A 24,628-nucleotide genomic window follows, 5' to 3' on the forward strand; every position below is an offset into this window, starting at 1 on the left:
CAATGAAATTTTGTTTCACACAATTTTGCAGTATTCTTGCAACCCCGACGGTTGTTTAACAGGATGTTGTTTGTTCATGTCGTCTACCGCACTGAGTCATCGTCCTCCTGCCCTCCAGACGCCGCTCTTTTTCCGGCTGGATCTGCGCAGTCAACGGCTGGTCGCCCTGACCGACGTGATGCAAACCCCGCTCTACTGGCTCGACGAGCCACGCGCCCCCTGGCCTGCCCAGCTCCCCGATGCCCTGCGACTCCCCATCGAACAACTGTTGGCCAATGGCCAGGGCGGTAAGATCACCGTGCGCTTTGCCAACCAGCTGTGGCACATCGCCCTCGCCCACGAGCAGGATGGCTTTTGGCTAATCTGCCTGCAAAACCTGCGACAAGCGCCGGTTGCCGATCTGGGCTTGCAGTTGCCACGGCTCAGCCAGATGGCGAGCCAGCAGCAGTATGCGCTGCTGCTCGAGGCCCTTAAAGAGAGTTTGGGGGCCGATCGGCTCATCCTCTGGCACTATCAGGCCAATGGCGATCTGGGCTGCGAGCAGCTCACCCCGGTGTTCACCCTGGGGGTCGAGGCGCTCTACCCCATTCGCGGTGACAGCCGCTATATCCGCGCCCTGCGCACCCGCAAATCGTTGAGCTTCTCGGAAGCGGCCCACCAGCCGATGCTGAGCAATCACCTCTATCTGACCAGTGCCGGTGTGCGCTCGCGCCTCGATGGCGCCCTGCTGGAGCAGGACAAGCTGTTCGGGGTGCTGAGTCTGGAATATCTCGACCCCACGCCATTCAGTGACGATATGTTGCTGCTGGTTCGCCACTGTGCCCAGTTGCTTGGTAACTGGCAGCCCAGCCAGCAGGAGCCTGAACTGGCATTGCCTGCCGAGCTCAATCACCTGACCGGGATCCGTTATTGCGAAACCCTGGTTCACTGGGCCATGGCGACCAGCGGCGCTCGCATTGGCTGGGTCGGCGAGTTTCAGCCCCGCGGCCAGGAACTGTGGATTATTCCCCGTTACGTCTGTAACGAAGAGGCATTATGCCCCCGCAAACCCATCCAGCTAGATCCCGGTCCGGCCCTGGAGCTATTCCAGCATGGCAAGGCTATCTATGTGGAAGATCTGCCATTGCGCTACCCCAAAGCGCCGCGCTTACTGGCCCTCAATGCCAGCGCTTATATAGGTATTCCACTACATGGCCCGGATAGTACCCCGATCGGGCAACTCACTCTGCTGCTAGACACGCCGCTGAGCGATCCTGACACCTTGCTCGACTTGCTGAGCAGCCAGCACGAGCGGGCCGCTATCGAGCTGCAGCGTCTGGCTGCCGACGACGCCCTGCGGCTGGCGGAAGTGGCCTTCAATACCCATGATGGTCTGCTGGTGATGGATCAGAGCGGCATCGTTCTCAAGGTTAACCACTCCTTCAGCCGGATCACCGGATTCAGTGACGTTGAGGTGATCGGTCACTCCATTCGTAAACTGCGCCCCACCTACTACGGGGATAACCTGAGGGTCGATGTCACTCGCACCGTCACCGAGCAGGCATTCTGGCTCGGTGAAGAGCGCTGCCTGCACCGGGATGGCCACCTGTTGCCAATCCGGTTGATGGTCAGTGGCGTCAACAATGATCTGGGGGAGCTGAGCCATTTCATCTGCAGCTTCTACGACATCACTCAAGAGAAAGAGGCGGCCAGGCACATCGAGCAGCTTGCCTACTATGACGAGCTTTGCGGCCTGCGTAATCGGCGCAGCCTCAACACGATTTTGCAGCAAACCCTGAGCGAACCCAGTGGTCAGTGGGGCGCCCTGCTGCTGCTGGATCTCGATAACTTCAAGTCGATCAACGACTCCCTCGGCCACGCCTGTGGCGATCAACTGCTGCAGGCCGTGGTGCTGCGTTTCCAGGATCTTCCCCAGGACAATCTGGTGCAGGCGCGCATTTCAGGGGATGAGTTTGCCCTGCTCTTTACCCAGCTTGGGCAGGGGGAAGTCACCGCCAAAATTTTAGCCGAGCACTTTGCCCGCGAGCTGATGGGGCTGTTTCGCACCCCGTTCGACATCGGCGATCACAAGCTGCACTGCAGCGCCTCGGTGGGGATCAGCCTCTTCTCCAGCAACGAGACGGATCATCTGATCCTGATGCAACAGGCCGACACCGCGACCCACATGGCCAAGCGGGCCGGTCAGGGCAACTATGTCTTCTTCACCGAGGCGATGGCCCAGCACGAGAAGAACCGCCTGACCCTCACCAATGAGCTGCGCGACGCGCTGCGTCATCACGAGCTGCAACTGCACTACCAGCCGCAATACCGGGTCGACAATGGCTCGCTGTCGGGCATCGAGGCACTGCTGCGCTGGCAGCGTAGCGATGGCACCATGGTGCCGCCCGCCGAGTTCATCCCCATCGCCGAGGAGACCAGCCTCATTCTGGAGATTGGCTACTGGGTGATGAAAACCGCCTGCGCCCAATACAGTTTCTGGCTCAACCGCGGCCTGCAGATCCCCCATCTGTCGGTCAACGTCAGTGCCCGCCAGTTCCACACCCAGGGCTTCGTGCAGCAGGTGGAGTACATTTTGCGCGACACCGGCGTGCCCCCCTCCCGCCTGCTGCTGGAGGTGACCGAATCGGTGGTGCTGGAGAATCGGCTCGAGAGCATCGCCAGAATGCGCCAGCTCAAAGAGCTGGGCATCCTCATCTCCATCGATGACTTCGGCACCGGCTACTCGTCGCTGGCCTATCTGCGGGATCTGCCCGCCGATGAGGTGAAGCTCGACAGAAGCTTCATTCAGACCCTGGTTAACAGCGAACAGGACCGCGCCATCGTCAAGGCGATCCTCGACCTGGCTCAGGTATTTCGCTTTACCGTCACCGCCGAAGGGGTGGAAGAGGAGGCGCAGTTGGCCATCCTCAAAGCGCTGGGATGCCAGCATTATCAGGGATACCTCACCAGCCGCCCGCTCACCGTCAAGGCCCTTGAGCAGCTGCTCGGCAGTCGGGCGCCAGACTAAAGGTGTAGGATCAATAGGGGTTTATGTAATAAAATAACGTCCTGCTCGAATCGTTGGAGTTGTCTATGACTGTCATTAATCGGATCCCCGCCGTTGAAATCAGCCAACCGGCCGCATCTCAAGGCACCCTTGGCCGGATCCATTCCGTTGAAACCTGCGGCACTGTCGATGGTCCGGGAATACGCTTTATCGTATTCATGCAAGGCTGCCTGATGCGCTGCAAGTACTGCCATAATCGCGATACCTGGGATACCCAGGGTGGTCGTGAAGTGACAGTGCCGGAGTTGATGAAGGACATCACCAGCTATCGTCACTTCATGAATGCTTCTGGCGGCGGGGTGACCGCCTCCGGCGGTGAAGCCATGCTGCAACCGGCCTTTATCACCGAACTGTTTGCCGCCTGTAAAGAGCAGGGTATTCACACCTGTCTCGACACCAACGGCTTCGTCCGTCATCTCGATGAACAGGTCGACAAGCTGCTCGAACAGACCGATCTGGTACTGCTCGACATCAAGCAGATCGATGACGAGAAACACATTCCACTGACCCACGTCAGCAACCGCTATACCCTGGAGTTTGCCCGCTATCTGGCCGCCAAAGGCAAGACTATCTGGATCCGCTACGTGGTAGTACCGACCTGGAGCGACGATGACGAGAGCGCCGAAGGGCTCGGTCAGTTTATCGCCGAGCTGGGAGAGAGCGTCGAGAAGATCGAACTGCTCCCCTACCACGAACTGGGCAAACACAAGTGGGATGTACTTGGCGATCCTTACGAGCTGAGCGGGATCAAGCCCCCCAGCAAAGAGGTCATGGAACGGGTCAAGGGCATCCTCGGCAAGTACCACGACAACGTCAAATATTGATGGTGAAAGCAGGCTGACTCGTCAGCCTGCTTTGCTATGGGCCGGTCAGGAAGGCCGCCCGGACTCACCCCTACTGCATGAATGGACGACAAGATGAGTGAAGGACAACTCGCCGCCCTCCTGATCTGGCTGGTACTACTGGCCTTTAGCCTGCGCCGCTCTTTGTGGCAAACCCTCCATGACACCCCACTCTATCAGCACCTGTTGCTGGGCAGTGCCATCGCTCTGGTACCACTCTGGACGTTACGGGCCGGTCTGCATGAGGGGCTGGAGGTCCATTTTCTCGGGCTCACCACCCTCACCCTGTTGCTGGGCTGGCGACTGGCGCTGCTCGCCCCCTGCCTGACCCTGTTGGTACTCGGCTACTTCGGCGTCACCAATCTGGCTGACTTCGGCTGGCAAGCGCTGCTTGGTATCGCCCTGCCAGTGGCCACCAGCTGGCTGCTGTTTCTGGCAAGCTGGGCCTGGCTGCCGCGCCATCTCTTTGTCTATATCTTCGTGGCGGCGTTTCTCGGCGGCGCCATCACCATTTCGGTCAAGGTGGCGGCCAGCGCGCTGCTAATGGGGCTAAGTGACAGCTACCCCTGGCACACCATTACGGCGGACTACCTCTCCATCTGGCCACTGCTGTTGTTCCCCGAAGCCCTGCTCAACGGCATGGCGATGACGGTGCTGGCCATCTACCGCCCTCACTGGGTCAACACCTTCTTCGATCGCACCTATCTGGGTCAGTAGCCAGCCTTTTCCCTGACAAGCGCCGATAAAAAAGGAGAGACCATAGTCTCTCCTTTTTCCATTCTGAATTCTGCTTAGTGCAGCTTCAGGGTCGGGCGCAGCACCCGGTTGATGCGGCCCACCAGCATGATGAGGCCGGTCTTGACGTAGCCGTGCAGGGCGACCTGGTGCATCCGGTACAGCGAGATGTAGACCATACGCGCCATGTAGCCTTCCACCATCATGGAGCCACGCATCAGGTTACCCATCAGGCTGCCCACGGTGGAGAAGCGGCTAAGGGACACCAGCGAACCGTGGTCGTGGTAGAGGTAGGGCTTCAGCTCGCCACCGTTCATCTTTGCCAGAATGTTCTTGAACGCCTGGCTGGCCATCTGGTGAGCAGACTGGGCACGCGGCGGCACAAACTTGCCATCCGGCTGCGGGCAGGCGGCGCAGTCACCGATGACGAAAATATTCTCGTCACGGGTGGTCTGCAGGGTCTCTTTCACCACCAGCTGGTTGATGCGGTTGCTCTCAAGGCCAGCGATATCCTTCATGAAGTCCGGCGCCTTGATACCGGCCGCCCACACCATCAGATCCGCTTCAATCAGCTCGCCATCCTTGGTGTGCAGACCTTCGCTGGTCGCTTCGGTGATCATGGTGGCGGTACGCACGTCCACCCCCAGTTTCACCAGTTCCTGATGAGCGGCGCCGCTGATACGCTCCGGCAGGGCAGGCAGGATGCGGGGGCCCGCTTCCACCAGAGTCACTTTCAAACTATCGGCCGTGAGGTTTTTGAAGCCGTAGGCATAAAGCTGCTCAACCGCGTTGTAGAGCTCGGCAGAGAGTTCAACACCGGTCGCACCGCCGCCGACGATGGCGATCTTCACCTTGTCACCCGGCTGGTATTCAGTGGCGAACTGCAGGAAGCGGTTCATCATGCTGTTGTGGAAACGATGGGCCTGGGAGGGGCTATCGAGGAAGATGCAGTGATCCTTGATCCCCTTGGTGTTGAAATCGTTGGAAACAGAGCCGATGGCCATCACCAGCATGTCATAAGGCACGGCGCGCTCATTGACCACGATCTCGCCATTTTCGTCATGGATCGGTGCCAGCACGATGCGCTTTTCGTCGCGCTGGATGTCGGTCAGGGTGCCGAGCTGGAAATCAAACCCGTGGTTCTTGGCATGGGACTGGTAGCTCAGGGCATCGATGCCCGCGTCCATGGAGCCGGTGGCCACTTCGTGTAGCAACGGCTTCCATAAGTGGGTACGGTTACGATCAACCAGGGTGATCTTGGCCTTGTTCTTCTTGCCCAGCTTGCGACCCAGACTGGTGGCCAGCTCCAGACCACCGGCGCCGCCGCCGACAACGACAATATTCATCATGATGATTTTTCCTTGGTTCCTCAAAACGAAAGGGAGCCAGTGGCTCCCTAAAACGAAATCGGTCGACGTGATGATTCAAGCTTCTTTGAAGGCCTTCATCCGCTGCAGATGGTGCGAGATATTCTTGAATTTATGGGTCTCGCGCTCATCCCACACAATGTCGTAATAGTTCTTCAATTCACGTTCAGTGTCCCGATTATCGCGCACTTCATCCTGAACGGAAAGGATGCACAAGCAGTTTCCTGAATTTTTATTACGAAATTCAGTTACACACTTGGTGCCTATATCGTCATATTCCTCTGGCCGGTCGATCTTGCCCTGCATGGTCTCTGCCGGATGGAGGTTGGGGTTAAAAATCACCTGGCGAATGCCGCACAGAAAGCCGATCCGCTCACTCCAGTAGCCACCGAGCCCCACACCGCAGATCAGCGGCTTGGGATCGGTACTCATGTCGAGCTGCTTCTTCACTTCCTTGAGCAGGTGGCTCATGTCATGACGGGGATGAACCGTGCTGTAGTGCACGAAACGCACATCATCATCAATAAACTGCAACTGCAGCACTTTTTCGTGATTGCCGTGGCTGGTGGCATCAAAGCCATGCAGATAGATGATCATGGATAAGACCTCAGGATCTGTGTCGGTTTTATCGAAACTACCCCAGCGGCGGCCCCGTGCGCCACCAAAACATCGCACTTTCTTGCTTTGGATCACGCCCCGCCCCCTGATTACATCGTGGGGCAAGGGGGCGCCATCAGGCTCTTGCCCGGGCGCCGCTATCAAAGTGAGATCGCCAGACCGATAATGATAAAACGCTTACCAATCTGAGATGCCGCTGCGCACACCCGCCCCCTGGCCAGGACATTTATCGGGCCGGGATGTGACTCACCCCACAAAAACAAGGCGTTACAGCCAAACGTTTTCGCTCATGACCGGCGTTGTGCATGTTTTGTGCACTGACCAGCACCAGCACCAGATCCCCTCATCACACCTGCGGATGGATCGGGTACGTCAGACCATGCTCGCTATCAATGACCGGGAAAGCTGCGGCTTTCACTATCTTGCCTGTGGCGGTTGCGCGGGCTTCAAGGAGTGCTGTGTTCATGAACGAGACCAATCCCCCCTCCCCCCGACCGGGTACGCGCAAGTGCCCGGTGGATGAAGTGGAGCGCATGCTCCCCATGGGCCAGCTCTTTACCCTGGGCCTGCAACATGTGCTGGTGATGTATGCCGGTGCCGTGGCGGTGCCACTGGTGATTGGCGGCAGTCTGGGGCTGCCCAAGGATCAAATATCCTATCTCATCAGTTCAGATCTCTTCTGCTGTGGCATCGTCACCCTGCTGCAATGTGTCGGGATTGGCCGCTTTGCCGGGATCCGGCTGCCGGTCATCATGTCGGTGACCTTTGCCGCCGTGATGCCGATGCTGGCCATCGGTGCCAACCCGGATCTGGGGCTGACCGGCATCTTCGGCGCCACCATCGCCGCCGGCATCATCTCCACCCTGCTGGTGCCGCTGATCGGCAGGCTGATGCCGCTCTTCCCCACCGTCGTGACCGGGGTGGTCATCACCTCCATCGGGATCAGCATCATGCAGGTGGGGATCGACTGGATGGCGGGGGGCAAGGGCAATCCGGAATATGGCAGCCTGCGCTATATCGGCACCAGCTTTGCGGTGCTCACCTTCATCTTGCTGGTGACCCGCTTCACCAAGGGCTTTTTCAGCAATATCTCGGTGCTGCTGGGGATCATCTTCGGCTTCGTGGTGGCCATCGGAATGGGCGAGGTAAGCCTTGATGGCCTTGGCGACGCGGCCTGGTTTGCCCCCATAGTGCCGTTCGCCTTTGGTTGGCCCACCTTCGACCCTATCTCCATCGCCACTCTGACGGTGATCATGCTCATCACCTTTATCGAATCCATGGGGATGTTTCTGGCCCTTGGCGACATCGTCGGCCATCCGGCCAGTCGCGGCGACATTGTGCGTGGGCTGCGGGTTGATGCCATCGGCACCATTATCGGCGGGGTCTTCAACAGCTTTCCCCACACCTCCTTTTCCCAAAATATCGGGCTGGTGAGCGTGACCGGGGTGTCGAGTCGCTGGGTCTGCGTGATGTCGGGGGGGATCTTGCTCGCCTTTGGCCTGATCCCCAAAATGTCATTGATGGTTGCCTCCATCCCTCCTTTCGTTCTGGGGGGCGCTGGCATAGTGATGTTTGGCATGGTGCTGGCGACCGGCATTCGCATCCTGGCCCGTGCTGATTACAACGGCAATCGCCACAACCTTTACATTGTCGCTATCAGCCTCGGTCTTGGCATGATCCCGACTGTCTCGGGGAACTTCTTCCAGCACTTTCCGGCAGCGCTGCAACCACTGGTCCATAGCGGCATCCTGCTGGCTACCATCAGCTCGGTGGTGCTCAACCTCTTCTTCAACGGCTACCAACCGGATCTGACCCACCAGACCAAGCCATTGCTGGTCGGCCCGGTCCAACCAAAGCAGGAGCAGACATAACAAACAGGCCCCCGGACACTCTCGTTGTCCGGGGGCCTGTGACTCACATCACCACTCAGCCAATCAGGCGGGCAGCTGTTCGAAGCGCTCTACCGCCTGCGCCACCGGTGCCAGACTCCCCTGCCAGAAGGCAGCCTCACGGATATCCTGCCCCAGATGTTTGGCCACCAAATCTTCGGCGCTCATCCGGCCGGTATCGCGCAACAAGGCGCGGTAGGCCTGTGCCACGTTCTCTTCCCCTGCCGCTTTGCGGCTCATCAACTGCTGATAGACCCCGAGGCTGAACAGATAGCCAAACAGATAGGGGTAGTTGTAAAAGCCGAGCCCGGCGATGGAGAAGTGCGCCTTGGCGGCCCAGAACATCGGGTGATAGCGGGTCAGGCTCCCCTCATACCAGCGGCCCCACGCCTGGTCGGTCAGCACCTTGAGCCGCTCGGCAGACACGTAGCCATCTGCACGTTCCGCTACCAGCGCCTGCTCGAAATCGAAGCGGGCCGGGATATTGACCAGGAAGGTGGCGGCGCCGTCGGCTTCCGCCCAGGCGATGGCCAGCTGCTCTTGCGGGCTTTGCGCCTGTTCAAATAGGGCGCTGCGCACCAATGTTTCGGCGAAGATGGAGGCGGTTTCGGCCAGCGTCATGGGGTAGCTGCGCTGGCTCATCGGCAGATCGCGAATCACCCAGTTATGCCAGGCGTGGCCCAGCTCATGGGCCAGGGTGATGACGTTGTCCATGGTACCGGCATAGGTGACAAAGACCCGCGGCTCCACCGGCGCGGCAAACTTGGTGCAGTAGGCGCCGGTGCGGCGATTGGGCGTGGGGGCCGCATCAATCCACCCCTTCTCGGCCATCATGCGGGCAAATTCCCCCATTTCGGGATCGAAACGGCTAAAGGCATCGGCAATCAGCGCGATCGCCTCATCAAAAGGAATGTCACGGCTGCTGGCGGCAGGGGGCGGCGCGAAGAGATCCTCCGGCCCCAACTCGTCAAGACCGAGCCGCGCGGCCATCAGCCCCAGGGCGCGCTGACCCAGCCCACGGGCCCGGTATGTTTCGCTCATCAGAGCATCGAGGGTGGTGCGCTCGATGTGGCTCTGGTGGCAAGAGAGATCCAGCGCATCGAGCAAACGGGTTTTGCCGCGCTGGCGGGCCAGCTCCAGCCGCCAGCCGTTGAGGGCATTGAGGATGGCTGCGACCGTCTCCTGCTCCCCTTGCCAACCGGCACTAATGGCGTCAAACGCCTCAAGACGCAATGCGCGAACCGGGCTGGAGAGCAGATTGCTCGCCTCGGCCAGCCCCATCTCGCGACCATCAATGGTTAAGCGGATCTTGCCCACCAGATCGTTGTAGAGGTTGCCCCAGCCGTGCAGGCCATCGGTGCCCAGACCAATCACCAACTGCTCCGCCGCCACCGGCAGGCGCTGATCCTGCAAGCGACGCTCATGGCGCAAGCGGTACGCCTCCTCGCCGAGCAGCGGATCCCTCATCAGCGCAGCAAATTCCTCTTCCGGCAGCGCCAGCATCAGATCTTCCACCGGCGCCAGGGTCTTGAACAGATCGGCATTGAGGGCGCGGGCACGAGACGCCAGCTGTTTGGCCTGCGGATCCCGCGCATCCTGACTGCCGCGACACGCGGCCAGAATGGCGACGTTCCAGCCGATATGGCGAATATCACGGGCGCGCAGCCGCACTTCCCGCAAGAAATCCTGCAGCGCAGCGTCATCGCCGCGCACCCCGCCCAGACCCGTCATATAGCTGGCAAGCTCTCCCAGCGCGCCGCGGGCAGCGCTCATGTCCGCTTCCAGCTCGGGGCTGTCGAGGCCCGGGTAGATATGGTCGTTATTCCACTGTTGTTGATACATAGCTTCTCGCAAAGGCCTTCATCGGGAGGCGCAACAGGCCTGCGGGCACCGGGCCCGAGGCTCCGCGTCCCGCAGACAGAACAAGCCCACAGACAGAAAAATCCTGCAGGCAGCACCAGCCCGCAGGCAGAAAAATTAAAAGAGGAAAAAGAGAGAAAAGAGCCCGCAAGCTCACTTATCCCTTGGCCGGGGTAAGGCGGCTCACCAGCGTCATCACCGCAACCAGCAGCAGACCCGCCACCACACCGGCCACGGCGTTGAGCAGGGTCGGCGTTACCGCTGCCAGCACGGCCCCTACGGTGGGCAGGGTGGCAACAACGGCGGCAGCACCTTCAATCAGGTGATGGGCAAAGGGCCAGCCGTGCACCAGAATGCCGCCCCCCACCATAAACATGGCGATGGTGCCGACCAGTGCCAGCAGGTGCATTAACCTGGGGGCCGTGACCAGCAGCCCCTGCCCCACCGCGCGGCGCAGGGCGCTGCCATCGGGCTTTTGCAGCAGATGCAGACCAATGTCGTCGAGCTTGACGATCAACCCCACCAACCCGTAGACCCCCACCGTCATCAGCAGGGCGATGCCCGCTACCACCGAGAGCTGCAGGGCAAGGCTCGCCCCCTGTACTGTGCCAAGGGCAATGACGATGATCTCGGCAGAGAGAATGAAATCGGTGCGGATCGCCCCCTTCACCTTCTGCTGTTCAAAGGCGACCAGATCGTCGGGAATAGGGGCAGTGTGTGCCTCCCCCTCGCTCCCCTCATGGGGCAGGAATTTGTGCGCCAGCTTCTCGGCCCCTTCAAAGCAGAGGTAGGCGCCCCCCAGCATTAACAGCGGGGTGATGAGCCAGGGCACCAGCGCACTGATGGCGATGGCGGCGGGCACCAGAATAAGCTTGTTGCGAAACGAGCCCTTGGCCACCGCCCACACCACCGGCAGCTCCCGCTCGGCACGCACCCCGGAGACCTGCTCCGCATTGAGGGCGAGATCATCCCCCAGCACCCCGGCGGTCTTTTTGGCCGCCACCTTGGTCATCAGTGCCACGTCATCGAGCACGCTGGCGATATCATCGAGCAGGGCCAACAAACTGGTTCCGGCCATATCAAAGATTCCTTATATCAGTGGTAACCCCCCCTTGGCATCGCCACCCGCCACCGTCATCCCGAACCGCAGGAGTCATGGTGCAGGGGGGCGATCGTCACAGGCAACGCCGATAAACAGGCGCCTGCCATCAAAGGGTCATTATTTGCGGCAAAAGATGGCACAGTGTAACGAGAAGCCGCCGCTTCGGCAGCACCCCGGAGCCATTTGATCTTGGTTCCCTCTTGATCTTGGTTACCTCTGCATCACATCCAAGGAGTTCCCATGCAACCCTGGCAACCTCTGCTCGATCTCTGGTTTGGCGACGAGGCCGATGACGCCATCCGGGCCAAACGGCAAGCCCCGCTCTGGTGGGGAAAAAACAGCGAAACGGATGCCCTGCTGGCCAGCCGCTTCGGCGAGCTGGCACAGGCCGCAGCCGAGGGCTCCCTCGCCCACTGGGCCGATCTACCGGACGGCAGGCTGGCGCTTATCCTGCTGCTCGACCAGCTGCCGCGCAATATCCATCGCGGCACGCCAGCAGCGTTTGCCCAGGATCCGCTGGCACGGGATCTCTGCCTGAAAGGGGTGTCCATCGGGGCAGACAAATCCCTCTCGCCACTGGCGCGGGTCTTCTTCTATCTGCCGCTGGAGCATGCCGAATCCCGCGAACAGCAGGCCAGAAGCGTGGCCCTGTTCGAAGCACTGGCTGCCGAGCAAGCCAGCACTCCGGCACAAGCGACCTTCGCAGGATTTGCCGACTTTGCCCGCCGCCATCAGCTGATCATCGAACGCTTTGGCCGCTTCCCCCATCGCAACGACATACTGAGTCGCACCAGCACGCCGGAAGAGGCGGCATTTTTGCAGCAACCGGGCTCGGGATTCTAAAACCCGCCATATAAAAAATCCCCGTCATGGTGATGACGGGGATTTTTCGTGCAACCAACCTTGTGGTCGGCTCAAGCCATGGTTAGGCCTTGGCCGGTTCACCGTCACCCAGCGCGTCGGTTTCGCCCAGACTGTCTTCGGTCTTGGCTACCACGCTGGCGGCGATGGCGTTACCCAGCACATTGGTGGCAGAGCGGCCCATGTCGAGGAAGTGGTCGATACCCAGCAGCAGCAGGATGCCCGCTTCCGGAATATGGAACTGGTTGAGGGTGGCGGCAATCACCACCAGGGAGGCGCGCGGTACCCCGGCCATCCCCTTGGAGGTGACCATCAGCAGCAGCAGCATGGTGATCTGCTGGGCCATGGAGAGCTCGATGCCATACGCCTGGGCGATGAACATCACCGCGAAGGTGCAGTACATCATGGAGCCGTCGAGGTTGAAGGAGTAACCCATCGGCAGCACGAAGCTGGCGATGCGCTTGTCACACCCGAACTTCTCCAGACGATCCAGGGTTTTCGGATAGGCGGCTTCAGAGCTGGCGGTAGAGAAGGCCAGCAAGATGGGTTCGCGGATCATCGCCAGCAGCTTGATGACGCGACCACGCAGGAAAATGCTGCCCATGGCGATCAGCAGCAGCCAGAGGCAGGCCAGCGCGATATAGAACTGGGCCATAAAGCTACCGTAAGTGACCAGAATACCCAGCCCCTCTTTGGCGACCATGGCGGCGATGGCACCAAACACCGCGAACGGCGCAAAGTTCATCACGTAACCGGTCACTTTCAGCATGATCTCGGCGGCGCTGGCCATCAGCACCACCACCGGCTTGGCCAGATCGCCGAGCGCGGCAGCAGCCAGACCGAAGAACAGCGAGAACACCACGATCTGCAGGATCTCGTTGGTGGCCATCGCCTCGACCACGCTCTTGGGAATGGCGTGGGTCACGAAATCTTTCAGGCTAATGGCACCGGCCGCAATCCCTGAACTGGCGGTGTCATTGGGCAGGGAGAGGGAGAGACCCACACCCGGCTGCATCCAGGTCACCATCACCAGACCCAGGCTCAGGGACATCAGGGAGGCCAGCATGAACCAGCCGAGGGTTTTTGCGCCGATCCGGCCGACAGTGCGGGTATCGCCCATCTTGGCGATGCCGACCACTAGGGTAGTGAACACCAGCGGGGCGATGATCATCTTGATCAGTCGCAGGAAGATATCGGTGAGGATGGTGATGTTATTGGCAAAATCCGCCGCCTGATCTGCGGCAAACATGCGATAGCCCTGGCCGGTTAGGATGCCAAACATCATGGCGATGAGGATGGCAACCGTCAGTTTATTCATTTTCATGGGGGAGTCCCGGGTTTGATTGGTGCAAGCCGTAAACAATGGCGTGGGAGCCACTACAGTCCGTTTTTGTGATCCGGGCCGTTGATTCCTGGCGGCCGGTATGCTGGGAGAATGCCTAAAAGCAGGGGCTAAATCCAGAGGCTTGACTAGAATTTTATGCTGTCATTAGGTGTATGTGATATGGATCTTGCAAAAAGGCACTATTAATCACTGCTTGTTTTTATTTCTGCCAGATATTTAGCAGACAGACTCTGCTGATCGACAGCCTGTGGCAACAAACGGAAAGTGAGCAGCGCCGAGATACGGTGCTGCACCTGCATCTGGGCCATAAAGAGATCCGGCTCATCTTCGTCAAAACCGAAGACCGGCCGTGATGGGGTCACGCTGACGGCATCGCGGGTAATGGTCAACTCATCGACCTTGAGCCAGGAGTTGCCCTCTGCCAGCGCCAACTCTCCTGCCCGCTTGAGCACATATTTGCGGGCGGTCTCTCTGTCTACCAGGTCGTTGCCGACAAACTCCAGCTGCCACTTGTCGGGACCAAGCCGGGTCTGGGAGAAACCGGTCTGGCCGTTCCAGAACGACTTTTGACTCTCGTAAGGGGTGGCGCAGCCTACCAGCAGCAGGGTGAGCATCAGCAGACAAACTGCTTTTGACAGGAGAGCAGGCACAGAGGACCTCGGCTGGGATGTGGGCAACGGAGCCGTTACTACAGCACAACCCCCGGTGGCGGCACAATCACAGTGGCTGTTTCCTCTGCCCGTATCCTCTATCTGTTTCCTCTACTCGCCTGCTCGACCCGCCGCTCCTGCCTGTCTGGGCCACACACCGGCGCCGAATTGCGCGCAAAAGAAAAGGCCTTGTCGTTTGACAAGGCCTTTACCGGGGAATTTGGTCGGTGTGAGAGGATTCGAACCTCCGACCCTCTACACCCCATGCAGATGCGCTACCTGGCTGCGCTACACACCGACGGAGTCAGCTCGGCTGACGGGGGCAGAGTTTATGGAGATGACCCCGCCCTGTCAACAAGGAAAAGAGAGCAAAACCCCGTCTATGGTGCGTTCGCTTGCTTTACGAACGATCAGCGGTTAAAGGTCAGCCGCTTGCCTAAAATCCCGTCACTGACCTGACCGTTCTGCCAGGCGATCTGGCCGTTCACCAGGGTCATCTCCACCGTGCTATGGAAGCGGTAGCCGTTGAAGGGCGACCAGCCACAGTGGTAGAGGATATTGTCATCGTTGACCACAAATGGCTTGCCCAGATCCAGCAGCACCAGATCGGCGAAGTAACCCTCGCGGATATAACCGCGATCCTCCACCTGGAAGCGCTCGGCCACCGCGTGGGAGGTTTTCTTGACGATGGTCTCCAGACTGAACACACCGTTGTGATAGAGCTCCAGCAGTGCCTGCAGGGAGTGCTGCACCAACGGAATGCCAGACGGCGCCTTGAAGTAGCTGTTCTGCTTCTCCTCCCAGGTGTGGGGGGCGTGGTCGGTGGCGATGATATCGAGCACATCATTGCGCACCGCATCGAGCAGCGCGTGTTGATCGGCGGTACTCTTCACCGCCGGGTTGCACTTGATCTGACTGCCAAGGGTGTCGTAATCGGTGTCGTTAAAGAACAGATGATGGACACACACCTCGGCGGTGATGTTCTTGTCTTTCAGCTCGCTCAGATCCGGGCTGGCGGTAAACAGCGACAGCTCCTTGGCGGAGGTCAGATGCAGCACATGCAGCTTGGCGCCGTATTTTTTCGCCAGCGCCACCGCCATGCTGGAGGATTTGTAGCATGCTTCGTCGCTGCGAATGCGGCCGTGCTCGCCCATCGGCACATTCTCGCCCCACTTGGCCCGCGCAGCTTCTTCCGCCTTGGCGATGGTCGGGGTGTCTTCGCAGTGGGTGACGATCATAACCGGACAGTCGCGGAAGATAGCCGCCAGGGTCTCCTGGTTATCCACCAGCATGTTGCCGGTCGAGGAGCCCATGAACACCTTGACCCCGCAGGACTGCTTAGGGTCAAGACGCTTGATCTCTTCAAGGTTGTCGTTGGTGGCGCCGAGATAGAAGCTGTAGTTGGCCGCGGAGGAGTTGGCGGCGATCTGGTATTTGGCTTCGAGGGCATCGAGGGTAGTAGTCTGGGGATTAACGTTGGGCATTTCCATGAAACTGGTGGTGCCACCAGCGACGGCGGCCCGGGATTCACTGGCGATGGTGCCCTTGTGGGTCAACCCCGGCTCCCGGAAGTGGACCTGATCATCGATCATTCCGGGGATCAGGTGACGACCTGCGGCATCGATGACCAGCGCATCCGGCGCCTCGATATCGGGTGCAATGCGGGCAATCCGTTCCCCCTCAATCAATACGTCGGAAGCATAGATGCGGCCTTCATTGACCAGGGTGGCATTCTTGATAAGCAGTTTGTTCATGGGGGGTTCCAGTTCCTTTGCCGATAATCGCGAGTCATAATATCGCAAACTGCCCTTTCGCTATAGCAAGGCCTGACTGATGAAGTTATTTGTAAGAGATTTGACCGTGATCGACTCCAGCTACCTGTGCGAACGCCGCGGCATGGTGGGTGAGAGCTGGCTGGTAGATATCGAAATGAGCGGTGAGCTCAACGAAATGAGCATGCTGCTGGACTTTGGCCGGGTAAAGAAGCTGATCAAATCGATCATCGATGAAGAGGTGGATCACAAGCTGCTGGTGCCGACCGGCTGCCCGCTGATCCACATCGAGACCCTGGACGGTGACGAGAGCACGGTGGATCTGCTGCGCCAGGAGCGCTCCATCCACCTGCGCTGCCCGACCCAGGGCTTTGCCTTTATCCCTGCCCCCCATGTCGATAAAGAGTCGGTGACCCGCTACCTGCTGGCGGTACTGGCCAAACGGCTGCCGGACAATATCAAGGATATCTCCCTGACCCTGCGTCAGGAGGCGATCACCGGCGCCTTCTACCACTACAGCCACGGCCTGAAAAAGCACGATGGCAACTGCCAGCGCATCGCCCACGGCCACCGCTCTCCCATCGAGATCCACGTCGATGGTGAGCGCGATGATGAACTGGAACTCAACTGGGCCGAACGCTGGGGCGATATCTACCTCGGCACCGAAGAGGACAAGGTAGCGCTGACCGAGCTCTCCTTGAGCTCTCGCGCCAATGCCCAGCTGGGTGCTCACCATCTGGGTTTCAAATATGTGGCACCGCAAGGGCTGTTCCAGCTGGCCATTCCCGCCGTCGAGGTGGAGATGATCGACACCGATACCACGGTCGAGCTGCTGGCCTGCTACATCGCCCGCGAAGTGAAGCAGATGGTGGGGGACAAGTTCGTCAAGATTGTCGCTTATGAAGGTGTCGGCAAAGGCGCTATTGCCTACGCCTAAGCGCTCAGCTAACCCCATTAACACCAAGGCACCGCATCTGCGGGGCCTTGGTGTTTTAAGTGTCGACTCATCAGGCGATGAGGCGGAAGCGCTTGACCAAGCTCTCCTGCTGCTCGGCAAGGGAGTCCAGCTGCTGGCTGGTCTCGGCCACCCGCTCAATTCCCTGATAGTTGAGATCCGAGATATCGGAGATGCGGTTGAGGTTGTTGGCGATATCGGCGCTGGTGGCCTGCTGCTGCTCGGCGGCTGAGGCGATCTGGCTCGACATGTCGCTGATCAGCACCACTATCCCCTGCACCTCCTCCATGGCGTTGTTGGCATGAGAGCTCTGATCGACACAGCTGTCCATCTCGCGGGAGCACTCCTGCATCACGGTCACCGCCTTGGCGACCCCCTGCTGCAGGTTCTCGATCATGGTCTGGATCTCGCTGGTGGATTGCGCGGTGCGGCCCGCCAGACTGCGCACTTCGTCCGCCACCACCGCAAAGCCGCGCCCCTGCTCCCCTGCCCGCGCCGCTTCGATGGCGGCGTTGAGGGCCAGCAGATTGGTCTGTTCGGCAATGCCGCGAATAACATCGAGGATGTTGCCGATCTGGCTGCTCATGGCGCTCACATCGCCAATCACCTTGCCGGTCTGCTGCAACTTGCCCGCCAGCTGGTGGGTAGTTGTGATGTTACCTGCCATCACCTTGCGCCCCATTTCGGAGGCCTTTTCCACATCCTGCACCCGCTCCAGGGTCTGGTTGGCCGCCTGCGCCACTTCACGCACCGAGGCCTCCATCTGGGTCATGGCCGCGGCGACCGAGGCGGTCTCCTGGCGCTGTTTCTCCAGATCCGCCCGCACCGCTTCGGTGGTGTGGCGGTTGCCGTGGGCGGCATCGTTAAGCTGGGTCGATGCCTGTGAAAGTTGAGCCAGCACCTCCCCCATCTGGGCGATCAGCAGGTTGATCTGGCTAGCCAACTGACCAAATTCGTTGTTACTGCGAAACCCGATGCGCTGGGTCATGTCGCCCCGGGTCACATAGGTCAGTACCTGCAGCAGCTCTTTGAGCGGACGGCGAATGGCCTTGCCGAGGGTGTAGGCCACCAGCATGGCGATCAGGATGGCGACCACAATGCTGGCCCCCTGAGTCAGGGTGCTCTGGCTCTGCACCGCTCTGGCGTGCGCAATGCTCTGGCCCATCAACTGCTGGCTCTGGCCGGTGATCTGCTCAAGCCGATGCTGGATCTCGACGATCAGGGCACTGGCCTGCTTGCTCTTCTCCCGCATCTGCTCTTGCTGCTTCATCAGCGCCAGATATTGGGAGAGCACCCCCTCGCTGGCGGTAGTGTCACGCACAAAGCCGTGAACATAGTGGCCCATGTCGTTGTCGAAATTCTTCAGCTCCCCCTGCAGATCCTTGATGGTGCTGTTGAACCCCTCGATCTGCATCTTGTTGCGCTTGAGCGCCCCTTCGATGGGTGCCGGAATGGTCTGGTTGAGGGCATCCATGGTGGAGAGTTCGATAGCGGAGAGTTTGGTGGTCAGGGTCTCGGAGAGCATCTTGATGAAGCTGTCGTCGATGGTGATCATCATGTCACCCAGACTCTTCTTGAACTGGGGCAGGCTGACCTGAAACTGCCCCTTGGCCAGATTGACCTTGTGCAGTCGGGCCAGCAACGCCTCGTGTTCACCAGGCAGAGTGTCGGTGAGTTGCAGATAGCGGTCGACCTGTTGGCCAAGGGCACCCATCTCCCCCTGCAACTCAGGATGATGAGCCAGCTGCTGGCGCAGAGTGCCCAGCGTCTTGTCGACCTCGGCCTTGGCCTGTTTTAACTCAGCCACCTCGGCGGGCAACAGCTTGGGATCTTGCTCGGTGAGCACATCCCCCAGCCACTTGTTGGCGCTGAGCAGGGTGATCTGGGTCTGACTGCTGGCGATCACCAGCGGCATCGACTGCTGGGTGACCTGATCCAGCGCATTCCCCAGGGTCTGCTGACTGCGAAATGTGAGCAGTGAACTGGCCACCATCACGGCCACTAAAATAGCGAAGCCCAGATAGACGCGCTGCAAAATGGAGAGATTTGACATTGTTTGTTTCATTATTGTCCCGCTGTATATGCAAAAGTCCCTTGCCTGAGTACCCCGTCCTTTTGATACCCTGCAGACCACCCTGAACAGGCAGTGCAGATGACGTCCCTCCGGCTATCGGTATTTTTAACAGTAACTGAAGGGAATTGGGCATTGGCGGTGTCAAATGTCGGCTTGTGTCACACTTGCGGAGCGGCTCGCCTCCTGTCGGGAGCCTCTCGGGGCTAAAATTCAATTTTCTTTTTCATATAAGGGAGTTAGCAATGGCGAATGAAACCATTTTCAGCAAAATCATCCGTAAAGAGATCCCCGCCGACATCCTTTATCAAGACGATCTGGTCACCGCATTCCGGGATATCCAGCCCAAGGCCAAAACCCATATCCTGATCATCCCCAACATCCTGATCCCCACCGTCAACGATGTGGAAGCCGAACATGAGCTGGCCCTTGGCCGGATGTTCACCGTGGCCCGCAAGCTGGCCGCCGACGCGGGCATTGCCGAAGATGGCTACCGCCTCATCATGAACTGCAACCGCCACGGCGGGCAGGAGGTCTACCACATCCACATGCATCTGGTCGGCGGCGAGCCGCTGGGGCCGTTGCTCAGCCTGTAATGAATCGCCACCTCGCAACCTGCCGCAGCGCCCTGCTGCTCTGCGGCTCTCTGCTGTTGCTGGGGGGCTGTGCCTCCCGCTGGCAGGATATGTTCGTCTCCTACTCCGATCAGATGGTGCCCCTGCGCAACCAGCTGCTGCTGGGTCATGCCGCCGAAGCGCTGCCAGAGGTGCGTGATTCCACCCTCGGGGATGACACCTTTGTCCTCGATCGCCTTGAGGAGGGGCGCATCGCCTGGCTCGCCGGTCAGGATGCGGGCAGCAAGCAGGCGTTCACCGTAGCCGACAGTCGTCTGTCATGGGAGGATAGCCAAGCCGAATATCGGCTGAGCCAGGGGTTGGATCAAGTGGGCAGCCTGCTTACCAACGATCAGTCAATGGCCTATCGCACCCCCGATTACGAACGCACCATGCTGCACCACTATCTGGCCCTCAACTACCTGCAACGAGGTGATGCCGATGGCGCGCTGGTGGAGGTACGCCGCGCTAATCAGGTGCAGGAGCAGGCCCTGAAACGGCGGGCCGACGAGGTGCGCAAGGCGAAGGATGAGAGCGAAGAGGCCGCGGCAGAAGGCGAGATGCGCCAGCTGATGTCGCGCGGCGCACCGGATCTCGACCGGTTGATCGGCAAGGTCAAGAACGGTTTTCAGAACGCCTACACCTTCTATTTTTCCGCCGTGCTCTATGAGGCGGCGGGGGATCTCAACGACGCCTGGGTCGATTATCAGCGCGGCTACCAGATAGCGCCGGACAACCGCAGCCTGCAAGATGCCTTGCTGCGACTGGCGCGGCTACGTGGCTCACCGGACGAGATCCGCGCGACCGAAAAAAAGGTGGGCCGCAAGGCGCCGCCGCTGGCCAAGGATCAAGGCCAGCTGGTGGTGCTGTTTGAAGATGGCTTGATCCCGGCGCGGCGCGAACTGTTCCTGCCGCTGCCCATTTCAACCTCCCGCGGCGATTTTCGCACCTTTACCGTCGCCATCCCCTATTACGATAATCGGGCCAGCGACACAGGCCCGCTGACGGTGGAAGTCGGCAAACGGGTCGAACAGACCAGCGAGCTGGTACGACTGGAAGCGCTGGCGGCCAAAGATCTGCAAGAGCGGCTGCCCGGCATGCTGACCCGTCAGGCGCTGCGACTGGTGGCCAAAGAGCAGATGCGTCACACCGCCGCCAAAGAGGGGGGCGATGTGGGCAATATTCTGGTGGGGATCTTCAACACCCTCTCCGAGCGGGCCGATACCCGCAGCTGGCTGACACTGCCGGCGCAGGCCGCCAGCTGGCAGGGGATGTTGCCGGCAGGCAGCGTTCAGCTCACCTTGGGAGCTGGTGCCACCCAGCGGCAATTGCCGCTCACCATCCACCAGGGACGCACCACCCTGGTCTGGGTACAGCGCCTCGGCGCCGGTCTGACCACCCGGGTGATGCCGCTTTGAACGCATGTTTGAACACATGGCCAACGCAGATGAACGAGACGATTAACGGGCAGGCTCACGCGCTACCCCACTCACCCCGATTTAAGGAGAGCAAGATGAAAGCATACGGGTTGGCCCTCGGGCTCGCGCTACTGCTCAGCGGCTGCGCCACCAATACCTCCGGCATTGCGCTCTATGGCCCGGCGGGCGGCGCACCCACGCTGGAGCAGCACCAGAATGTCAATGTCACCCTGACTGAGCTCAGCCGCCGCCAGCAAAACGGCCTGCTGCAGGTCAATGTGGCCGCCGCCAGCACCCAGCGCGGTGATAACAAGCTGCAATACATGTTCTATTGGTATGATGAGGCCGGTCAGGAGGTCGCCAGCGATGGCCGCGGCTGGACCCCCATCAAGCTGCATGGCTATCAGACCCGCACCCTCTCGGCCCTGGCGCCCAGCCCGGCGGCGCAGGGTTACCGGATTTACGTACGTGAAGTGATTGAGGAATCCAACTGATGAAAATGAATCATGCCCTGCTGATCCTGACCGGCACCCTGCTGCTGGGGGGCTGCTCCAGCACCACAGTCAGCTATGGCGATCCCACTGAAACCGAAACCGTCACCGTCGATTACGGCTCAAGCGATCTGCAGGCCATCGCCGACAAGATGGCGGACTCCATGCTCGCCTCCCCGGCCACCCGCGAGATCACCGCAGGCGGTCGTCCGGTGATGTTTATGGACTCCATCCGTAACAAGACCTCCGAGCACATCGATACCGAGGCAATCACCGACACCATCCGCACCAAGTTGCTGCGCTCTGGCACCTTCCGCTTCGTCGACATGAGCAAGGTGGCCGCCGTCAAACAGCAGCTCGAATACCAGCAGAGCAGCGGCATGGTGGATCCGGCCTCCATGGTGCGGCTGGGCAAGCAGACCGGTGCTCGCTACATGGTCTATGGCAACCTCTCCAGCATCGTCAAAGACAATGGCAAGGTGAAGGATGTCTACTACCAGATGACCATGAACCTGATGGATCTGCAAAACGGCGAACTGCTGTGGGCCGATCAGAAAGAGATCCGCAAACAGGCGAAGAAATCCACCTTTGGCTGGTAACGGGATCCCGCTGACGGGCGTCTGTGATGCGCTGCTGACCAGTCTGCCCGCCCCCTGGCGGGACGGGCAGCTGGAACCGCTGGGCACTGGCCTCACCAACAGCAACTATCGACTGCGCCTCCCCTCGGGGCGCAGTTACTTTTTGCGTCAGGGCCACCCCGATCCGCTGCGCCTTGGCATCGATCGTGCCACCGAGTGGCAGCTTTATCAGGGGGCGATGGCCGAAGGGCTGGCGCTGCCCTGCCACTATGGCGATCCCGCCAGCGGCCTGATGCTGCTCGAATGGTGCGATGAGCCCAACTGGGCGCTCGCGGCGCCACCGGCGGCCGAACAACCCCGCCTGCTGGCTGAGGTGCTGCGCAAGCTGCACCGCCTGCCGCTGCCCACGGTGGTGATGGCGGTACGGGCCCACGCCGCGGGCTATCGCGCCCGACTGGCCCATATCCCCTCCTGGCTGCCCGCCTTGGAGCGGAGCTTGCTCGCCAGCCGTGAGCCTGATGATTGCTGGCGCCCTTGCCACCACGATCTCAATCCGGCTAACTTGTTGGGAAGCAGACCCTGGGTCATCGACTGGGAGTATGGTGCGACAGGGCATCCCGGCTTTGAGCTGGCCAGTATCCAGCGCACCCATGAATGGCCCGCCGAGCGGCGCGAAGCGCTGGAGGAGCACTATCTGCGCTCGCTCCCGCGTCATGAGCGGCCCGATTTTCAGAGCGAGGCATTTTTACCCTGGGTCGACTACATCGGCCTGCTCTGGGCCCTGCTGATGGCCGAGCAACAGGCCTCACCCGACGATTCACCTGACTATGACACCCTGATCGCCATCAACCGGCAACGACTGGAGTAACAGATGATAAACAAGGTGCGCTGGCACAAGCCGAAAACCTGGGGTCTGCTGCTGATCGGCCTGCTGCTGACCGGCTGCTCCACCCGGGTGATCTACTACTGGCTCGATACCGCCATCATCTGGCAGCTGGATGACTACTTTGCCCTCTCCTACTCGCAAAAAGATCTGCTCAGCCGCGAAGTGAAGGGGCTGATGGCCTGGCACCGCCAGCATGAGCTGCCCCGCTACGCCAGGGATCTCGACGCGCTGGCCAAAGCCATTGCCAGCCCCATGACCCCGGCGCAGATCTCGACCAATCTGGATACGGTGCAGCAGAGCCTGACCCGCACCCTTGAAAACACCATTCCCCGCGCGGTCAGGTTGGCGCGCACCCTGACCGACGATCAGGTGGCCCGCTTTATGACCGATCGGGTCAAGCGGCAACAGGAGCGGCAACACGACTTTGCCACCCAGCCCAAAGAGCAGATGCTGGCGGAGTTTCGCGACAAGATGAACAAGCGGCTGGTGTTCTGGATTGGCGAGGTAAAACCGGCTCAGGCACCGCTGGTGGCCCAGTGGGCCGAGTGGCAATACGAGCTGATGCCCCCCTGGCTCGATTTTCAGGAGTCCTGGACCCGGGAGCTGGAGAGGTTGATGAAGCAGCGCCAGAGTCCCGACTTTACCCGTGAGCTGACTGATCTACTGGCCGAGGGAGATGGCCTGATGGATGGCCGCTTTACCGGCTATACCGAGCAGTCGCGTCAACGCACCGTCAACTGGTTGAGCGCCATGAGTCAGTCACTGGATCTCGCCCAGCGAACTCATCTTTACACTCTGCTCAAGGGCTACGCCCGCGATTTTGACCAGATGACCGGCCACTGAACCCCCTCATCCATCAAGGACTCATCGGGCCACAACCTTGTTCTGGCCCGATGAGTGTGGTAGCTTGCCTGCTCTCTTTTTGTGGAATTCACTGCTTGCGCCTTATCGACAAAGCCAAACTGGTGCTGGTAACCCTGGTTATCGCCCTCACTCTGCTTTGTTCCATCACCCGGATGGAAGGCTCACTGCTACCCACTTTTTCGCACAGTGAACCGCAACAAACGCTGGTGTTCAATCAGGCTAGTGACAGCGATGAGGGCATCATCAAGTTTGTCGCCAGCCATCAGAATCACCTGCTGCGGCTGGAACAATCCCTGCGCAGTGACGACCTGCCCAAAGAGGTGGTTTACGAGCTGATCCAGAGCTGGTCTACCCAGGCCATCCTGTTGCTGTTGCTCGGCTGGCTGATACTGGCCGCCCAGATTTATCACCAGCGCAGCTTTCGCGATCGCTTTTGCACCATCCATCGACACCGGCTGCACCGCCAACATCTGCAATACCGCTTCAGTCAGAGCGTTCTGACCGCCTGACCCCGAGGGGTTTGGCAGCTATTTTTCGCACACCTCCTCTTCTGTTACGGGCTGCACTTCGGTGCCATCCTGCTCTGAACGCATCTATTTTTTGCGCCCGGCCGAGCCGTTATGACACGGGCCTGCGCTCCATTCTCCTGACAGAGGCTATTTGG

The 24,628-nt window shown here is 60.0% G+C and carries 21 protein-coding genes and 1 tRNA gene; 13 read left to right on the forward strand and 9 right to left on the reverse strand.

Annotation, left to right across the window (positions count from 1 at the left end; genetic code table 11):
- Nucleotides 1-76: 76 nt before the first annotated feature.
- The 3 genes from CF137_RS13100 (at nucleotide 77) to CF137_RS13110 (ending at nucleotide 4,605) form a co-directional block, all read left to right on the forward strand.
- Complete coding sequence (locus tag CF137_RS13100) at nucleotides 77-3,007, forward strand: sensor domain-containing phosphodiesterase (protein ID WP_139719539.1); 2,931 nt, start codon at nucleotides 77-79, stop codon at nucleotides 3,005-3,007.
- A 65-nt stretch (nucleotides 3,008-3,072) separates the two neighbouring features.
- Nucleotides 3,073-3,870, forward strand: coding sequence for a pyruvate formate lyase 1-activating protein (pflA, locus tag CF137_RS13105; RefSeq protein WP_082186804.1), 798 nt, complete (start codon nucleotides 3,073-3,075; stop codon nucleotides 3,868-3,870).
- 93 nt (nucleotides 3,871-3,963) lie between these two features.
- Nucleotides 3,964-4,605 carry an energy-coupling factor ABC transporter permease gene (locus CF137_RS13110; RefSeq protein ID WP_101347494.1) on the forward strand — a complete coding sequence of 214 codons (642 nt, stop codon included), beginning with the start codon at nucleotides 3,964-3,966 and terminating at the stop codon, nucleotides 4,603-4,605.
- Between the two features lie 74 nt (nucleotides 4,606-4,679).
- On the opposite strand, the gene CF137_RS13115 is transcribed toward CF137_RS13110, so the two are convergent.
- Both CF137_RS13115 and ycfP read right to left on the reverse strand, forming a co-directional pair.
- On the reverse strand, nucleotides 4,680-5,972 hold the full coding sequence (locus tag CF137_RS13115) for an NAD(P)/FAD-dependent oxidoreductase (RefSeq protein ID WP_139719541.1): 1,293 nt from the start codon (nucleotides 5,970-5,972) through the stop codon (nucleotides 4,680-4,682).
- A gap of 75 nt (nucleotides 5,973-6,047) precedes the next feature.
- On the reverse strand, nucleotides 6,048-6,587 hold the full coding sequence (ycfP, locus tag CF137_RS13120; RefSeq protein WP_101321404.1) for an alpha/beta hydrolase YcfP: 540 nt from the start codon (nucleotides 6,585-6,587) through the stop codon (nucleotides 6,048-6,050).
- Nucleotides 6,588-7,072: 485 nt separating this feature from the next.
- On the opposite strand from ycfP, the gene CF137_RS13125 reads away from it, so the two are divergent.
- Nucleotides 7,073-8,479 (forward strand): nucleobase:cation symporter-2 family protein, encoded by a 1,407-nt coding sequence (locus tag CF137_RS13125; protein WP_139719543.1) that lies wholly within the window; start codon nucleotides 7,073-7,075, stop codon nucleotides 8,477-8,479.
- A 63-nt stretch (nucleotides 8,480-8,542) separates the two neighbouring features.
- Here CF137_RS13125 and CF137_RS13130 read toward each other — a convergent pair whose 3' ends face one another.
- Both CF137_RS13130 and CF137_RS13135 read right to left on the reverse strand, forming a co-directional pair.
- Nucleotides 8,543-10,339: a M3 family oligoendopeptidase gene (locus CF137_RS13130; protein WP_162515933.1), complete on the reverse strand. Its 1,797-nt coding sequence runs from the start codon at nucleotides 10,337-10,339 to the stop codon at nucleotides 8,543-8,545.
- A 175-nt stretch (nucleotides 10,340-10,514) separates the two neighbouring features.
- Entirely contained in the window at nucleotides 10,515-11,435 is a 921-nt protein-coding gene (locus CF137_RS13135) for a DUF808 domain-containing protein (RefSeq protein ID WP_139719547.1), read from the reverse strand.
- A gap of 264 nt (nucleotides 11,436-11,699) precedes the next feature.
- Between CF137_RS13135 and CF137_RS13140 the strand changes: the two genes are divergently transcribed.
- Nucleotides 11,700-12,302, forward strand: a complete 603-nt coding sequence (locus CF137_RS13140; RefSeq protein WP_139719549.1) for a DUF924 family protein — start codon at nucleotides 11,700-11,702, stop codon at nucleotides 12,300-12,302.
- Nucleotides 12,303-12,384: 82 nt separating this feature from the next.
- Here CF137_RS13140 and CF137_RS13145 read toward each other — a convergent pair whose 3' ends face one another.
- The 4 genes from CF137_RS13145 to CF137_RS13160 form a co-directional block, all read right to left on the reverse strand.
- A complete protein-coding gene (locus CF137_RS13145) occupies nucleotides 12,385-13,644 on the reverse strand; it encodes a dicarboxylate/amino acid:cation symporter (RefSeq protein WP_101324324.1) in 1,260 nt (419 codons plus the stop codon).
- Nucleotides 13,645-13,847: 203 nt separating this feature from the next.
- On the reverse strand, nucleotides 13,848-14,279 hold the full coding sequence (locus CF137_RS13150; RefSeq protein ID WP_139719551.1) for a CC0125/CC1285 family lipoprotein: 432 nt from the start codon (nucleotides 14,277-14,279) through the stop codon (nucleotides 13,848-13,850).
- Between the two features lie 257 nt (nucleotides 14,280-14,536).
- Nucleotides 14,537-14,613: transfer RNA gene (locus CF137_RS13155), tRNA-Pro, on the reverse strand.
- 112 nt (nucleotides 14,614-14,725) lie between these two features.
- A complete protein-coding gene (locus CF137_RS13160) occupies nucleotides 14,726-16,069 on the reverse strand; it encodes a dihydroorotase (protein ID WP_139719553.1) in 1,344 nt (447 codons plus the stop codon).
- Between the two features lie 79 nt (nucleotides 16,070-16,148).
- Here CF137_RS13160 and CF137_RS13165 point away from each other — a divergent pair, with 79 nt between their 5' ends.
- Nucleotides 16,149-17,024, forward strand: coding sequence for a 6-carboxytetrahydropterin synthase (locus CF137_RS13165; protein ID WP_162515934.1), 876 nt, complete (start codon nucleotides 16,149-16,151; stop codon nucleotides 17,022-17,024).
- A gap of 70 nt (nucleotides 17,025-17,094) precedes the next feature.
- On the opposite strand, the gene CF137_RS13170 is transcribed toward CF137_RS13165, so the two are convergent.
- Nucleotides 17,095-19,107: a methyl-accepting chemotaxis protein gene (locus CF137_RS13170; protein ID WP_101321418.1), complete on the reverse strand. Its 2,013-nt coding sequence runs from the start codon at nucleotides 19,105-19,107 to the stop codon at nucleotides 17,095-17,097.
- A gap of 251 nt (nucleotides 19,108-19,358) precedes the next feature.
- On the opposite strand from CF137_RS13170, the gene hinT reads away from it, so the two are divergent.
- The 7 genes from hinT (at nucleotide 19,359) to CF137_RS13205 (ending at nucleotide 24,473) form a co-directional block, all read left to right on the forward strand.
- Nucleotides 19,359-19,709, forward strand: a complete 351-nt coding sequence (gene hinT, locus CF137_RS13175; RefSeq protein ID WP_139719555.1) for a purine nucleoside phosphoramidase — start codon at nucleotides 19,359-19,361, stop codon at nucleotides 19,707-19,709.
- On the forward strand, nucleotides 19,709-21,145 hold the full coding sequence (locus tag CF137_RS13180) for a COG3014 family protein (RefSeq protein WP_162515935.1): 1,437 nt from the start codon (nucleotides 19,709-19,711) through the stop codon (nucleotides 21,143-21,145). Before hinT ends, CF137_RS13180 begins: the two co-directional genes overlap by 1 nt.
- Nucleotides 21,146-21,240: 95 nt before the next feature.
- Entirely contained in the window at nucleotides 21,241-21,639 is a 399-nt protein-coding gene (locus CF137_RS13185; protein WP_042022171.1) for a YcfL family protein, read from the forward strand.
- Entirely contained in the window at nucleotides 21,639-22,235 is a 597-nt protein-coding gene (gene lpoB / locus CF137_RS13190) for a penicillin-binding protein activator LpoB (RefSeq protein ID WP_101347477.1), read from the forward strand. The genes CF137_RS13185 and lpoB overlap by 1 nt, the downstream gene beginning before the upstream one ends.
- Nucleotides 22,225-23,082: a phosphotransferase gene (locus CF137_RS13195; RefSeq protein WP_139719557.1), complete on the forward strand. Its 858-nt coding sequence runs from the start codon at nucleotides 22,225-22,227 to the stop codon at nucleotides 23,080-23,082. The genes lpoB and CF137_RS13195 overlap by 11 nt, the downstream gene beginning before the upstream one ends.
- 3 nt (nucleotides 23,083-23,085) lie before the next feature.
- On the forward strand, nucleotides 23,086-23,943 hold the full coding sequence (locus tag CF137_RS13200; protein ID WP_101347479.1) for a DUF6279 family lipoprotein: 858 nt from the start codon (nucleotides 23,086-23,088) through the stop codon (nucleotides 23,941-23,943).
- Nucleotides 23,944-24,038: 95 nt separating this feature from the next.
- Entirely contained in the window at nucleotides 24,039-24,473 is a 435-nt protein-coding gene (locus CF137_RS13205; RefSeq protein ID WP_101347480.1) for a hypothetical protein, read from the forward strand.
- The last annotated feature ends 155 nt before the right edge of the window (nucleotides 24,474-24,628 follow it).

Source organism: Aeromonas sobria (assembly GCF_006243315.1).
In the GTDB taxonomy this organism is placed as follows: domain Bacteria; phylum Pseudomonadota; class Gammaproteobacteria; order Enterobacterales; family Aeromonadaceae; genus Aeromonas; species Aeromonas sobria_A.